Genomic DNA, 15142 nt, shown 5'->3' on the forward strand with positions numbered 1-15142 from the left:
TCAGTTTTCAAAGGTCTACCATGCAACCGATTTAATCGATCAGTTACAACGTTTATTATTTTAACACTTGTTAGTTATTTGTCAAGAACTTTTTTAATTCTTTTTTCAAACGTTTTAAACAAGCGACTAGAATAATATATCACGAAGTCATATAGCTGTCAACAACATTTTTAAAGTCGTTAATAACTGTTAGAAGCAAATCTGACTGTCATCAGCGTCTGCCTCATCGACAACGATAACTACTATACCGAGATTGTGGCTAATCGTCAACTATATTTTAAAAGTTTTTCTGGTAATTTCAAAATGACGAACAAACTCATCCGTAACAGTTTTAACCAAACAAGAAACTCGATGGTTATAAATTAAACTACATTTTAACATTCGAGTGACACTCAAAAAGAATTCTTAAACTCATACAAACAGCGATAGACTTCGATTGCCGTTAGATCCAAGCTGTCAAAAGTCAGCTGAGCAGCCGGCTGAAACTGCTCTAAAGTAAACTCACCGGTGCTTTGTCGATACGTTACCGTACAGACTTGAATGCCATAAGCAGAAAAAGTACGCTGCTGAAGATCCCCATGCGTATCTTCTGCCATTGCATCCAAACGACGCAAAATCCGCTGCAGTTCTGAATGAATCATGATCTAGCCTCACTAACTACTAAAATAAAAGAACCCAATCCAAACGACCAGGTTCTGCACTATATCTATTATATCGTTATTAATCAGGTTCATGCACTCGATCTGGCTTGATCATTAAGGCAAACATCCCGGCAAACATCCCAAAGTAGTAGGTCAGAATCCGCCAGAGCAGCATCGCCAGCACCAATTTGCTTCCTGAGGCAATAAAGCTTGAGAACAGCACCGAAAAGCTGTATTCTGCTCCCCCTGTCCCACCAGGAATCGGAAACAGCGAGATTACCATAAAGATCAAAACGTTTAGACTGACTACCATCAGCACGTTCAAGCCATCGATACCCAGCGACAACATGATGAAATAAGGAATCAGATAATAAAATCCCAGCTGCAGCAGGGTAATTAAACTGACTTTAGCCATTTTGCCGTATTCACTTTTGATCTTTAGGCTTTCTTGATAGAACGTATCGATTTTTTCATTCAGCGTTGCCTGCATCTTTTCGTACTTATCAGGCTTCATAAACCAATGAGCAGGACGAATCATGATGTTAGCCGCTTTTTTAGTGAAATTGTACCAATACATCACCAACAGCAAGCCGATGATGACGCTAAGATGAACCAAAAATCCAAAGAGAACCAGCAGCGACAAAACGTGCATTTTAGCAGCAATATAGTGGAAACCGACCAAAAGACTGATGATGAAGTTGATCACGATCATCGACTGAAAAACGACAAACTTCATCAACAGCACCGAACTGGCCTGACCAGCATCAACGCCCGCCTGCATCATTGCCAACAGCTGTGCCGGCTGCCCGCCAGTTGAAAAAGGCGTTAGACCATTCCCCAATTGCTCAACCAACGGAATCCGGATTGCATCCTTCCAGGTAAAGCCGTCATGACGATCATTCATAAAAATCTTAACAACCACGGCTTCCAAAAACAAATACAGGCAGATGCACAACAAGGCTGCCCCAAACCAGCCCCAGTTTAGATGCACTAAATCCACGATAATCGAAGACAGTTTTATGTCACGCAGCGAATAAGCAAAAATACCGATTCCGCATGCCAGCATCAAAACAAAAATAACCCAATTTTTTCGCGACATTTACCTAGCCCTCCTTTGCCTGCTCCAGATAGAATTGATGCCAGACTTTGGCAAGGTGCGACTTGGAATATTGACGCGATGCGGTATGCGCCGCCATTTTAAGCTCAGCCAAACGAGCCGGTGTCTTCTGCAGCCAATCAAGCTTTTGCTGCATTTCATCAACATCTTTGGCTGGCTCGTAATATCCTTGAATAATTGAATGATAAAGATCCAGATCACGCAGCATGACCGGTGTTCCACAGCTAAAAGCCTCTAAAACCGACATCGGAAACAGCTCGTTATAAGACGGCAGTAAAAACAGATCGGCAATGTTATCCAGCTCAGCAATCTCTTGGCGACTGACGATTCCTGGAAATTTAAGGTTTGCCGGCGGATTGTCAACAATCTTTTTAAGCGCCGCGTAGCCATCCGTAATCCGCCCAAATGAAAAACCGCCCGCCCAGATAAACTGAACGTCAGGATTCTGCTCGGCTAATTGGATAAAATCAAAAACGCCCTTGCGCTCTTGAATCTGGCCACTGCCCACCACGACAAACCGTTGCTGAGCGATCCCCCATTTAGTTTTCAGTCTTCTTTTTTCAAGTTCGTCAACGGGATGAAACTTGGCATCATCGACAAAGTTAGGAATATAGGTAATCTTGCTCCGTGGAATCCCATAGGCAACGAGCTGATCGATAAACGATGGGTTGACCACTACCAAATGATCCATGCGTTTATAAAAAGCAATCACATAGCGATAAAAGATCCCGCGAAAAGGCTGCGGAATCTTGAGGCTGCCTTCTAAAGTCTCTGGCAAAAAGTGCACGTAGCCGATTTTACGCCCGCGTTTCTTTGAAAAAGTGGAAAACCAAAATGGCAGGTCAATCGTGTGATAGTGGCTGATATCACTGGTTCGGTACTGATTAACCGCGATATCAAACTCGTCTTTAAAATTTGTTTTCAACAGATGCATCAGCTCCAGATAAGCACTGCCCACCCCTTGACCAGCTACTTTATCCGCTGAAGAATACATAGTTATTTTTAACATGCTCAACCTCGTTTACCAAAAAGATGATGCTGTCGTTTCTTTTCGTCCTGCTCATCTTGCAGGCGCTGCTGACATTCCAGATAAAAGTCCATCACGCGCTGGCCAAAGACTTCTGAGGAAATATCATGAAGCTTTTGCTGACGCTTGGCAATCGTTTCCTGCGTGTCGGGATGATCAAGGTAGTACAAAACGCCCTTGACCAGATCGCCGCGCTTTTGAAAACTCATTCCAATAGCTGGATCATCAATCAGCTCGTCGGTATATTCACTGCGCATCACGACAATCGGCAAGTTGGATGCCAATGCCTCATCATAGGTCAGCCCCTGTGATTCCGAGTCCGATGCTGAGACAAAGACATCGGCCATTTGATAAAAGTGATGAACGTCCTCATTTTTAATCTCGCCGGTAAACTGAACGTAATCGCTAAGACCCATCTTAACAACCTGCCGCTCCAAGGTTTCTCTGGCTGGACCATCACCAACGATCAAAAGCTGCGCGTCAGGACGATGCTGCAAAATATCCGGCAGCGCTTCAATCAGGGCCTGAATGTTTTTTTCATAAGCCAGGCGACTAAGCGACAGCAATACCGGCACATTATCTTCATAACCCAGTTTTTGCCGCAGCTCATGTTTTTGTGCAGGCGTGTCTGGCTTTGAGTACACGCGCAGATTAACCCCGGTTGGAATAATCCTGATCGGTGAAGTCACGTCATATGCCTGCAGCGTATCCAATACTCGTTCACTAGGCGCAATGATCCCCGTCATGTTTTTTAGGTACAGATGCGCTAATCTGGCAACATCATGCGGCTTGATGATATGACCATTGGCAATATAGTGCAGATAGTCCTGATACATTGTATGGTACGTATGCAGGCACGGAATGTTCATCTCCTTGGCCACCATCTTGCCCATCATCCCTAAGGAAAACTCGGTCTGGTTATGAACGATATCCAGCTGCAGCTTACGGGCCAGTCTCAAAGCCCTTACCCAGCCACGCACGGCAATGCGCCGATCGGTAAACGATACAAACGGAACGCTGGGAAAGCGATAGATGCCATTTTCCGGCTCATCATGCTTGGCAGCTGGATCGGTCGTAGTGAAGATGTAAACGTGATGCCCCTGTTCAGTCAATTCATCACGCAAAGTCTTGATCGACGTCGCAACGCCACTGACTTGTGGAAAATAAGTATCTGTAAACAACCCAATATTCACAATGCGATCCCCTTTAATTTTCAATCGCCAATAACGGCGAACGGTCAATTACGATTCAGATTCAGCACTTTTCATTTTAACTGATTCTTCATCATCAGATAACTGATTTTAACCCTACAAAAAAGTCGCTTCAAGACATTTGAAGCGACCTTGATTAAATTTTAGAAATTGAAGTTTTTTAAGACCGGAACGCGACCAATGATCATCTGGCGCACTTCTTTGGCATTGCGAGCATTCATCGCCTGGTGAACCAATGGCTGCAGCTGCCGCACGTGCAGTTCGCCAATCAGTGAGCGAATCGGCAGAATACTGGTACTGTTCATCGAAAACTCATCGATGCCCATTCCTAAAAGAAGCGGCGTGGCCAGCGAGTTATTGGCCATCTCACCACAGATGCCGACCCATTTGCCTTCTGCATGCGCCGCGTCAACCGTATGCTTAATGGCTCTCAAGACGGCTGGATGCAGCGTTTGGTAAAGATGCGCGACTTGGCTGTTGCCGCGATCGGCCGCGAACATATACTGCGTCAGATCATTGGAGCCAATACTGAAAAAGTCGGCATACTGTGCCAGTTGATCAGCCATTTCCACGGCGGCTGGGACTTCAACCATCATGCCGACCTCAATCTGATTCGCGCAGCCGATTCCTTTCGCCTGCAGCTTTTGACGTTCTTCTTCTAATACCTTGCGTGCCGCCAAAAACTCATCCAGCGTGCTGACCATCGGAAACATGACTGCCAAGCGGCCATAAACCGATGCTCTAAGCAGGGCTCGCATCTGCGGTCGCATAATTTCTGGGTGCGCCAGTGAAAAACGCAATGAGCGCATCCCCAAAAATGGATTGTCTTCTGTCGGCGTCTGGATGGCTGCGATTGGTTTATCGCCGCCAATATCCAGCGTGCGGATAATCACGCGTTCTGGCGTCATATCGGCGACGATTTTTTTATAGGCCAAAAACTGCTCTTCTTCGCTTGGCAGCGTATCGCGTCCCATAAACAAAGCCTCGCTGCGCATCAGGCCAATTCCTTCCGCGCCACTGTTTTTGGCACTTTCTATCTCATCGGGCATAAACAGATTGGCACCGATCTCGAAATGACGACCATCGGCACTGACGGTTCGCTGATGCTTCAAAACACCGAGCGACTCCATTTCCCGCGCATAGTCGCCAGCTTTTTTCTCGTATTCATCGATCTCAGCCGGCGTTGGACTCAGCAAAACGCGGCCATGAATACCGTCAACGATCAGCGAGGTGCCATCCAGAATCTCACGGGTCGCCGTTTTGGTACCAACCACGCCTGGAATCGCCTTTTCTTTGGTCATGATGGAAAAATGCGAGGTGCTGCCGCCCAGATCAGAGACGATGCCTACGACATAGCGCCGGTCAAAGCGGGCAATATCGGTCGGCGTCAGGCTGTGAGCGACGATAATCGCCTGATGTTTGAGCCGGCTTGGATCCGGCAGCTCGATCCCCAAGATATGACTCATTAAACGCTTAAAAAGGTCCTGCATGGCGATTCTTCTTTGATGCAGGCCCTGTTCAGAAGATGCATTTTCGGCCAGCCAGCGATCGGTTTCTTTTTTGACCGCATAGCCCGCCGTATATTTATTGGCAACGATCTGGTGCTCAATGGTCTGTTGAAAATCATCAGCCAGCACCAGCTGCAGCTGCATATCGACGACCACCGCCGCCTGTTTGTTGAGTTGAGCATGGGCTCGCTGACAAATCTCCCGCAGCTCATTGGCCGTAATAGCAAAAGAATCATGAAGCCGGGCGACTTCATGATTCACATTATCGGTATGTTGCTGCTTAACGGATAGGTCAGGAACTCCCAGCAAATAGGCCGGCGCGATGGCAATCCCACCGCCAGCCGCGATGCCATTGAGCTGTCTTGACATATTAGTCCGCCAAGCCTTCTTTCTTCATCGTTTCAGCGATGGCTTCGATAGCTTCCTTTTCGTCATCGCCTTCTGCAGTAATCGTAACGTTAGCGTTTTGACCAACACCCAGGCTCATAACACCCATGATGGACTTCAAGTTAACGCTCTTGCCGTTGTATGACAGAGATACGTCAGAAGTGTACTTGGATGCAGTTTGTACCAGAATCGTAGCTGGACGAGCGTGGATACCAGTTTCAGCAGTAATCGTAAAATCGCGTTTTTCCATTGTAATCATTCTCCTTAAGGCTTTGTTGGGCATTGGCAATTGGCAACCAACGCTTTCAATATCACCATTGTAGCAATTGTAAGCGGTAAATACAAGACGATTTCTTGGCAAATGACGCCAAAATGCGGATTTAATCTCGTTTTATCAAATGATAGTGCAATTCTCCGCCCCGTTCGGCTTTCCCTTCAATCTGGGTTCGATACTCATAATCATGATAAATCGGTTGGAAGTCCATAAATTCTGCGGGCGTCACGACAAATTCCTCAATCTTACCGGCGCGCAGATCTTCAAGTAGTTGACGGTAATCTTTGGCAGCCACGAATTTCCCACCTCTTTTCTTGATTGCTCTTCACCTATTTATATTATAACGGATTTTTTTAAATGGCGGGGTTTTTAGCATTCTAATTCAACCAGTGCTAAAATCAAAGGTAGAAAGTTTATCTGCTTTTTGACCTTTGTTGATAAAGCGCATTGTATCAAGCATTGATTAATTTGACTTTTATCGAATAAACTGCTTGATATATTACTAAAAGTAAGTATAATTGCATTATGGTCAAAAAAGGTCAAATATATTTTTGACTTCTGAGGGGGTAAAAATAAATGCTTTGTCAAGTATGCCATCAAAATCCCGCAACGATTCACCTACAAATGAATTTTAACGGTCAACGCATGCAGATTGACCTGTGCCAAAACTGCTACCAAAACATGCAACAGGCACAAATGAACCTGATGAATGGGGGTAATGGAATGAACAACAACTTTGGCTTCGGCAGTCTCGAAGACTTTATGAATGCCATGAACAACATGCAGAGCCAAGACGCCAACAACCAAGGCAGCGCCAACTTTAATGCTCAATCCAGCAGCAATGGCGGCGGCAAGCGTAACAAAGGTCTGTTGGGGCAATACGGCGTCAACATGACCGACCTGGCCCGCCAAGGCAAGATCGATCCCGTAATCGGTCGTGACGATGAGATCGCGCGTGTAATCGAGATTCTCAATCGGCGGACTAAGAACAACCCAGTTTTGATCGGTGAAGCCGGGGTTGGTAAAACTGCAGTCGTTGAAGGTCTTGCCCAGGCAATCGTTTCTGGTCAGGTTCCGGAAAAGATCGCTTCTAAAGAAATCATCCGCTTAGACGTTGTTTCCCTGGTTCAAGGAACTGGCATTCGTGGTCAGTTCGAACAGCGGATGCAGCAGTTAATGAAGGAAGTTCAGAAGAATAAGAACATCATCCTGTTTATTGATGAGATTCACGAAATCATGGGTGCCGGCAATGCTGAAGGCGGCATGGACGCAGGCAACATCTTAAAGCCGGCCCTGGCCCGTGGCGATCTGCAGCTGATTGGCGCCACGACCATGAACGAATACCGCAAGATTGAAAAGGACGCGGCGTTGGCTCGGCGGTTCCAGCCAGTTGAGGTCAATGAGCCATCCGTTGAAGAAACGATCAAAATTTTAAACGGTATCAAGGGCCGCTATGAAGACTTCCACCACGTCAAGTACACCGATGATGCCATCCAAGCCGCGGCTAAACTGTCGGATCGCTACATTCAGGATCGATTCCTGCCCGACAAGGCGATTGACCTGCTGGACGAAGCGGGATCCCGCAAGAACCTGACCTTGAAGACCGCCGACCCGGCAACGATCGAAAATCAGATTCACACGGCCGAGGCTCACAAGCAGCAAGCCGTTGAAAGCCAAGATTATGAAAAGGCCGCCTACTACCGCGATCAAGTTTCCAAGCTGACCAAGGCTAAGCAGGATGCCGAAGAAAATCATACTGATCAAGCCGCAACTGTAACCGTTCAAGACATGGAAAAGATCGTCGAAGAAAAGACGCACATCCCGGTTGGCGACTTGCAAAAACAAGAAGAAAACAAGCTGCGTGATCTCGACAAGCAGCTCGAAAAGCACGTGATTGGTCAAAACGAGGCCGTTGACAAGGTTGCTCGGGCAATTCGGCGTAATCGGATCGGGCTTAACAAGTCTGGCCGCCCAATCGGCAGTTTCTTGTTCGTGGGGCCGACGGGGGTTGGTAAGACTGAAATGGCTAAGCAGCTGGCTAAACTGCTGTTTGGTTCCAAAGACGCCATGATTCGATTCGATATGTCCGAATACATGGATAAGACCTCGACTTCCAAGCTGATTGGGGCTGCCCCAGGCTATGTCGGCTACGAAGAAGCTGGTCAACTGACGGAACAGGTTCGACGTCACCCTTACAGCCTGATTCTGCTGGATGAGGTTGAAAAAGCGCACCCTGACGTAATGCACATGTTCCTGCAGATTCTGGACGATGGCCGCTTAACTGACTCGCAGGGACGCACGGTTTCATTTAAGGACACCATCATCATCATGACTTCCAATGCCGGTACTGGCGACTCCGAGGCTTCGATCGGTTTTGGCCCAGAAGCAAGCGGCGCAACGCACTCGATTATCGACAAGCTGACCGATTACTTCAAACCTGAATTCTTGAACCGTTTCGATGCCATCGTTCAGTTCAACCCATTAACCAAGCCTGATTTGATGAAGATCGTTTCACTGATGCTTGATGACGTCAATGCCATGCTGGCTGACAAGAACCTGCACATCGAAGTCCCAACCGACGTTAAAGAAAAACTGGTTGATCTGGGCTACGATCCTAAGATGGGGGCACGTCCATTACGCCGGGTCATTGAAGAACAGATTGAAGACCGCATCGCTGATTACGTTTTGGATCACGATCAAGTCAACAAGCTGGCTGCCAAGCTCGATGGCGACGGCAAGATCGAAGTCGTGGCCGCTGATACGCCAGTTCCAACCAACACGCAGACTCCCAGCGTAACCGATGCAGCCAAAGACGATTCCGACGCTGAGTAACTCAAAAAAGTCTGTTTAGTCTGAATATAAAAGGCGCGCTGTCAAGCTTATGAGCCTGGCAGTCGCGCCTTTTTGTCTATTTTTGATCATTGAAATGCGTATAGCGCAGCAGTGGAATAGCGATTGCCGGCACCAGAATCATTGACAAAACCATTTCTGCCAGGCCATTCGTTGCCAAAACCGTCCCCAAGACCGTCCCTAAATGAGCAACATCGGTATGGTAGCCCTTAGCAACTGCTGGCGTATGCGCGAACAAATAGATACCGCCCAAAACCAGCAGCGTATTGGTCATAGCACCGGCCGCCCCCACGATCGTCAATGCCCAGCGCTGTTTCATCACCTTGCGCAGCCACAAGAACAGATAGCCAGCCACCAAACCGACCAGCAGCCGTGGAACGATCGCGATCAGCGGATTGGTAAAGATCAGCGGCGCCAGTGGACTGCTGGGATAAAAGAAGGCCCTAAGCCAGGTAATCACGCCCCAGGTACCGCCCAAAAGCATTCCCGTGTTTGGCCCCATGACTACCGCGCCAATCATTACCGTAATCTGCAGCGTCGTCAGCGACAATGGACCAATTGGGATGTTCCCTAACGCTGGAATAAAATCCTGCAGTATCAAAATCGCCAACAGCAGTGTCTGAGCCGTTAAGCGTTTTGTTCTCACCGAAGCACTTGTCATTGATATCCCCTTTCTCGCACTATGCCTAAATATCCAGTCAATTATAACATGCTTTGAATTTTAGACGCGAATTAGTAATTTTGCTCGATAATTCAAGACCTTTTAGCGTTCGAAAGCGTTATAATGTGATTAACAAGCGTTTAGAGTTATGGAGCGATTTTTATGGCTGATTCATTTAAAACCGGAAACCCAATCTGGGTCTACTATACCGATATCGATACTGGTGCTAATTTAAGAGTGCCGCAACTTTTGCGGGGCTTTGTTGGTACGCCTTTTAACATTGTCGAATTGAAGTTTCCCAACTACCGATTCATCAAAGCTGATGGTCAATTGAACGGCAGCTTTGATATGCAGCCACACAGCGTTCACCTGTACTATCGCCGCAATTCATGGGGCGAGGTTCAAAACGTGGCTATGTATCTAAAACTGTCGACACCAACACAGCTGTTTGACGACGTCGATGGCATGCCAGTCGATACGCCGCTGCCTGGCGGAATTTTCGTCAAGACGTTTCAGCGCATTGCCACTCAAAAAGGCGAGTTCTGGTACGAGGTCAATGCCGATCGCTGGCTGAAATACGACAGCAATACCATGAAAGACTTCAAAGAGCTGCCCAGTGACGATTCCCTGGCGCCAAAACCTGGCACTCAGCTGGCAATTTTGCCGCTGAATCATCTCAAGGCCGTTGTTGACTACGTACAGGGAAAGAAACTGGACGTCTACGATCAGCCTTATGGACAAAGCATCGGCAAGGTCATTGATGGCGAACGCTTAGACATCATCGGCAAACTTAATGACAATAATGGTGTCGTTTGGTATCAGGCCAAGGATCTGGGCTTTATCAACGGCTCCTACGTTAATTTGATTCAATAGTCATATAATTAAAATGATATCGATAGAATAGAAAGGAAGCATTAGTATGAAAGTTGCTATCGTCGGCGTCGGCAGCATGGGCGGCGCCATTATGCAAGGTTTGAACAATTTGACCAAGTACGATCTGATTGCCATGAATCCACAAAATCCCCGCGTTGAAAAATTGGCGCACGAGTATAAATTTAAGCTGGTTTTTGATCCAAAGAGTCTGATTGATCTGCAGCCTGACGTTGTAATCCTAACAACACCGGCCCCTGTTACGGTTGCCGTAGCTGAACAGCTGCAAGCCTTGGATCCGCATACGATCGTCATTTCTGCAGCAGCCGGTATTAAGCGTGCCGACCTGCAAGCAGCACTGGTTAACAATCCAGTAGCCACGATGATTCCAAATACACCAGTTTCCGTAAATGCCGGTACGATTGGTTTGTCGCTGGATCCTAAGTTTGATAAGCCCGTTAAGGATACCATCGTTCAATTGCTTAATGATCTGGGCGACGTGGTATTGGTTTCTGAAGAACAACTGGATATCGTAGGCGTAATTGGTGGCTGCGGTCCCGCCTTTGTCGACGTCTTTATGGATGCCATGAGTGATGCCGCCGTCAAGCATGGCTTGAATCGGCAAACTGCCTACCGCCTGATCGCCAGCATGGTAAAGGGCTCTGGTGCCTTGGCCTATGAAACGCACCAGTCGCCAGCTACTTTGCGCGATCAAGTGGCATCCCCTGCTGGTACTACGATTCGCGGTCTGGCTGCCTTGGAAAAGCACGGTTTCCGCTATGGCGTGATTGATGCCGTCGACCAGGCCAGCGATGAAGATTAACTGGCAAGTTTTTCAGACCGGTGCCATCCGAATTAACTAGTCGCCTTTCCTGGTATTCGCCCCCCGCTCAGCTTAACGCTGGTCGGGGGTTTTTGATTGGGCATCATGACTCAGACGCTTGATTTGGTACATTTCAATCGCTCGGCTGATGAATAAGCTAATATAACTTGCCATTGGCATACAGCTGTTGGGCAAGCTCGCCATCAAAATCAATCTTGCCTAGTACCATTTCAATATATTCCATTAAAAAGCGCATATTTTGCTCATTAAAATCAATTACGACACGGCTGGCCGAGTGAGCTTCCAGGTAGTAAATAAATTCACCATACTTATCGCCTTCCTCACTTTCCAGAAAAATGCCATATTGACCATTGACCGAATCGCCATACTGCCAGTGATAGTTGGTTTGGGCAAGACATTTTTTCAATGCGCATGCCAAGTAGATCATTTCTTCTTTAGGCACTTCCCGATTTTTTTGGTTGATATTAATGCCTGCACCTTTGATTTTGAGTTGGATTAATTCGGTTGCATCGCAGTCTTTCATATTTATATCAAATACAATACTACCAGCATTTAATTTAAGCCATGGCATAATTGATCAACTCCTTTTTAACTTCTTAAGCTTATCTTAACATTGACGGCTGACCATAAAGACCGGCTGCCAAAAAACTTTGAAAAGATTGCTGATCTAAGTCATTAACATTACCTAGAACATTTACTGGCTATCTTGGAAAGGCTCCTTAAACACCTTATTACATTGAATTGGCAAAGCAGACAACCGTATTTTTCTATTTCGTCAGCCAAAAACGTTCCATTTTGGTAAAGACGCTGCTCAGCAACAGCATAATTGTTGACTGTCGAAAAACTTTTTAGCAATCTTGTATTTGTATTAAATACAAGTACAAAAAGGAGGAAACCATGGATACCAAATTTTCCGTTGCCTTACATATTCTGGTGATGATTGCCGAATCTGACCGTACGCTTTCTTCCAAGGATCTGGCCATCAGTGTCGGCACCAACGCCAGCTATATTCGCAAGATCATCAGTCTCTTAAAAAATGACAACTTGATTGAGACTCATCAAGGCAAACCAGGCTATTTTCTCGTCAAGCCCGCAAACCAGCTTTCACTGCTTGACGTCTATCTAGCCGTTCAAGAAACCTCACAGGTCCACCTTTTCAATATTCACCAAAATCCTAACGCTGCCTGCCCGGTTGGCCGGTATATTCAAGGCGCGTTAAGTCCAGCTTTTCAAAATATCGAAGCTGATCTGGCTAATGAATTATCCCAACAGTCGCTCAGCAACATTATCGACAATCTTAAACAACAAGCAAGCGAGGAAAAAAATGAAAGCAGCCATTCTTAATCAATACAACAAAAAAGACGTCAACTTGTCATTTAGCAATCTGCCAACGCCCAGCATCTCAGCTGATCAAGTGTTGGTAAAGTCTTTAGCTGCCGGGGTCAATCCCGTTGACAACATGATTACCAAAGGCGAAGTCAAACTGATCATCCCTTACCATCTGCCAATCGTAGCTGGTAATGAACTTGTTGGTGAGATCATCGATTTGGGCGCCAACGTTAAAGGATTCCAAAAAGGCGACCGCGTCTTTGCCCGGCTGCCGCTTGATCACCCCGGCGCCTTTGCGGAATTTGCGGCCATCGACAGTCAAGCAATTGCCAAGGTCCCAGCCTACCTTTCCAGTGAGGAGGCTGCGGCTATTCCGCTGACGGCTCTAACCGCCATGCAGGCTTTTGAGCTTTTGAACGTGCAGCCTGGCAAGCGAATTTTTATTTCAGGGGGAACTGGTGGTTTTGGCGGAATGGCCATTCCATTGGCGAAAGCGATGGGACTGTATGTCATCACCAATGGCAACGGTCGCAATGCTGAACGGGTCTTAAAGCTGGGCGCGGATGAGTTTATCAATTATCGACAGACTGATTATGTCAAAGTGTTAAAAGACGTTGATTATGTTATTGATACGCTGGGCGGTCAGGAAACGGCAAAACAATTCCAGATCCTTAAGCAAGGAGGCAGCCTGGTTTCATTAAAAGGCATGCCAAATGGCGACTTCGCCAAGCGGATGCAGCTTCCCTTCTTTAAAAAGATTTTGTTTGGTCTGGCCGGCAGTCGATTGGATAAAATGGCCGCCAAGCATCAGCAGAAATATTTCTTCATCTTTGTCCACGCGGATGGCAAACAATTGCAACAAGCCGCTGATATTTTTGAAAAGCAGTCGCTGCATCCAGTCGTTGAGCAAGTCTATCCATTCAGCGAACTCAACACGGCCCTGCAAAAAGTCGCCCAAGGCCATGCCAAGGGTAAGACCGTCATTACTTTTTAGGAGCGAGCAAAAAGATGACTTCATACTTAACTACTCATAACCAATATCTCAATCAGATTGCCTATCGCGAATTAGGAACGGAAAATACTGGTCTGCCGCTGGTAATGCTGACTCATCTTTCGGCAACGCTTGATGAATGGGATCCGCTTTTTATCGATCAGCTAGCGGCTAAAAATCACCTGGTGGTCATTGATCTGCCTGGTGTCGGCGCCAGCAGCGGACAGGTCCCATTAACCATTGAGGCAATGGCTGATCAAGCAGTTAAATTCATCGAGCTGCGCGGCTTTAAAAAAATCAATTTACCGGGACTGTCAATGGGCGGGATGATTGCGCAAGCTGTAGCTGAACAAGCGCCTCAGCTGGTAGAACGTTTGATTTTAGTAGGTACAGGACCGCGTGGCGGCAAGGGAATTGATCGTGTCTCGTTGGTAACCTTTACTGCCATGATTAAAGCATTCTTCAATGCGTACTGACCCCAAACGCTACATTTTTTATCCCCATGACCAGCGTGGCGCTAAAGAAGCTGAACGAGTCCTCAGCCGTTTGAGGCAAAGAACGCCTGATTTTGCTGATCAAAAAATTACCATTGCTTCTTTTCGACGTCAGCTGCGCGCCATCAAAAAGTGGGGAACCGCTCCAGCAGATAACTTGAGTCGCATCACCATGCCTACCCTAATTATTAATAGTGACAATGATACGATGGTCCCCACCAGCAACAGCTACCAAATGCACGAACTGATCAAGAACAGTGAACTTTTGATTTTCCCGAATGCCGGCCATGGCTCAATTTTTCAGTATGCCATCCCCGCCGCTGAGAAGATTTCTAGTTTTTTAAAGGGTTAATTTTTTTAAAACTTCAAGCGCATTGGCAATATGTTCCGCTGGCAGATCAGCTAGAATGGCCGCGTAATGCTCATTCTCTTTTTCATGCATTTGCTTATGCATATCAGCAACGATGCTGCCGGTTGACGTCAGCCTTAGGTAAACGGTCTTTTTATCATTTTCTTTATGATAGCGTTCCAAAAGTCCCAATTCAGCTAAACGTTTGACATAGCGTGAAATCATTCCCTGTAAGATGTCCAGGTCCTTAGTAAGCCGTTGATAGGCCGCTTCAGAACCAGCTGCTTTGACATAAGACAAGAGACGCATTTCTGAATGGGAAAATCGGTGTTTTGCCAGCTGCTGCACCTGTTTTTGACGTACGATAATTCCAAGGCTTCATTAACTGCTTAATTGGCACCTTTCTTTTCATCGATAAAAAACCGTTCCTTTTACCAAGACCTTACCAAAAAACGCCGCACTGACGCAAAGTCAGTATGGCGTTTTAGATTGATAACTGTAATTTTAGCGGGTAGCTGCCGGCTATCTATTTTGACTCATGGATCTGGGGATGATTAACCACTCGCTTAGGTTTTCGACCTTGCGCAAT

At 46.7% G+C, this 15142-nt stretch carries 15 protein-coding genes and 1 pseudogene; 6 read left to right on the forward strand and 10 right to left on the reverse strand.

Features of this window, described 5'->3' with window-relative positions:
• Positions 1-392: 392 nt before the first annotated feature.
• From FC47_RS09385 to FC47_RS09415, 7 genes are all read right to left on the reverse strand, one after another.
• Positions 393-641, reverse strand: coding sequence for a DUF1797 family protein (locus FC47_RS09385; RefSeq protein WP_006500168.1), 249 nt, complete (start codon positions 639-641; stop codon positions 393-395).
• A gap of 79 nt (positions 642-720) precedes the next feature.
• The gene (locus FC47_RS09390) at positions 721-1740 is read right to left on the reverse strand and encodes a lysylphosphatidylglycerol synthase transmembrane domain-containing protein (RefSeq protein ID WP_056968726.1); all 1020 of its coding nucleotides are present in this window, start codon (positions 1738-1740) and stop codon (positions 721-723) included.
• A gap of 4 nt (positions 1741-1744) precedes the next feature.
• Entirely contained in the window at positions 1745-2767 is a 1023-nt protein-coding gene (locus FC47_RS09395) for a glycosyltransferase family 4 protein (RefSeq protein WP_056968727.1), read from the reverse strand.
• Between the two features lie 2 nt (positions 2768-2769).
• Positions 2770-3978, reverse strand: a complete 1209-nt coding sequence (locus FC47_RS09400) for a glycosyltransferase family 4 protein (RefSeq protein ID WP_048345820.1) — start codon at positions 3976-3978, stop codon at positions 2770-2772.
• Between the two features lie 161 nt (positions 3979-4139).
• Complete coding sequence (gene ptsP, locus FC47_RS09405) at positions 4140-5873, reverse strand: phosphoenolpyruvate--protein phosphotransferase (protein ID WP_006500173.1); 1734 nt, start codon at positions 5871-5873, stop codon at positions 4140-4142.
• A 1-nt stretch (position 5874) separates the two neighbouring features.
• Positions 5875-6141 (reverse strand): phosphocarrier protein HPr, encoded by a 267-nt coding sequence (locus FC47_RS09410; RefSeq protein ID WP_033935213.1) that lies wholly within the window; start codon positions 6139-6141, stop codon positions 5875-5877.
• 130 nt (positions 6142-6271) lie between these two features.
• Entirely contained in the window at positions 6272-6460 is a 189-nt protein-coding gene (locus FC47_RS09415; RefSeq protein ID WP_006500175.1) for a hypothetical protein, read from the reverse strand.
• A gap of 281 nt (positions 6461-6741) precedes the next feature.
• Here FC47_RS09415 and FC47_RS09420 point away from each other — a divergent pair, with 281 nt between their 5' ends.
• Entirely contained in the window at positions 6742-8997 is a 2256-nt protein-coding gene (locus FC47_RS09420) for an ATP-dependent Clp protease ATP-binding subunit (RefSeq protein WP_048345819.1), read from the forward strand.
• Positions 8998-9073: 76 nt separating this feature from the next.
• On the opposite strand, the gene FC47_RS09425 is transcribed toward FC47_RS09420, so the two are convergent.
• Entirely contained in the window at positions 9074-9676 is a 603-nt protein-coding gene (locus tag FC47_RS09425) for an ECF transporter S component (RefSeq protein ID WP_039945899.1), read from the reverse strand.
• Positions 9677-9838: 162 nt separating this feature from the next.
• Here FC47_RS09425 and FC47_RS09430 point away from each other — a divergent pair, with 162 nt between their 5' ends.
• Together FC47_RS09430 and proC are read left to right on the forward strand one after the other, a co-directional pair.
• Positions 9839-10549 (forward strand): MucBP domain-containing protein, encoded by a 711-nt coding sequence (locus FC47_RS09430; protein WP_006500178.1) that lies wholly within the window; start codon positions 9839-9841, stop codon positions 10547-10549.
• A gap of 46 nt (positions 10550-10595) precedes the next feature.
• On the forward strand, positions 10596-11369 hold the full coding sequence (gene proC, locus FC47_RS09435; RefSeq protein ID WP_006500179.1) for a pyrroline-5-carboxylate reductase: 774 nt from the start codon (positions 10596-10598) through the stop codon (positions 11367-11369).
• Between the two features lie 157 nt (positions 11370-11526).
• Here the strand turns inward: proC and FC47_RS09440 are convergent, their stop codons facing one another.
• Positions 11527-11961 carry a hypothetical protein gene (locus FC47_RS09440; RefSeq protein WP_056968728.1) on the reverse strand — a complete coding sequence of 145 codons (435 nt, stop codon included), beginning with the start codon at positions 11959-11961 and terminating at the stop codon, positions 11527-11529.
• Between the two features lie 326 nt (positions 11962-12287).
• Here FC47_RS09440 and FC47_RS09445 point away from each other — a divergent pair, with 326 nt between their 5' ends.
• From FC47_RS09445 to FC47_RS09455, 3 genes and pseudogenes are all read left to right on the forward strand, one after another.
• Entirely contained in the window at positions 12288-12734 is a 447-nt protein-coding gene (locus FC47_RS09445; protein ID WP_006500181.1) for an Rrf2 family transcriptional regulator, read from the forward strand.
• Complete coding sequence (locus tag FC47_RS09450) at positions 12715-13713, forward strand: NADP-dependent oxidoreductase (RefSeq protein ID WP_006500182.1); 999 nt, start codon at positions 12715-12717, stop codon at positions 13711-13713. The genes FC47_RS09445 and FC47_RS09450 overlap by 20 nt, the downstream gene beginning before the upstream one ends.
• A 14-nt stretch (positions 13714-13727) precedes the next feature.
• Positions 13728-14556 (forward strand): annotated as a pseudogene (locus tag FC47_RS09455) (alpha/beta fold hydrolase).
• Here the strand turns inward: FC47_RS09455 and FC47_RS09460 are convergent.
• Positions 14545-14862: a MarR family winged helix-turn-helix transcriptional regulator gene (locus FC47_RS09460; protein ID WP_128513425.1), complete on the reverse strand. Its 318-nt coding sequence runs from the start codon at positions 14860-14862 to the stop codon at positions 14545-14547. The pseudogene FC47_RS09455 and the gene FC47_RS09460 sit on opposite strands and share 12 nt — an antisense overlap.
• Positions 14863-15142: the final 280 nt, after the last annotated feature.

It is taken from the genome of Limosilactobacillus mucosae DSM 13345 (assembly GCF_001436025.1).
Lineage (GTDB): Bacteria > Bacillota > Bacilli > Lactobacillales > Lactobacillaceae > Limosilactobacillus > Limosilactobacillus mucosae.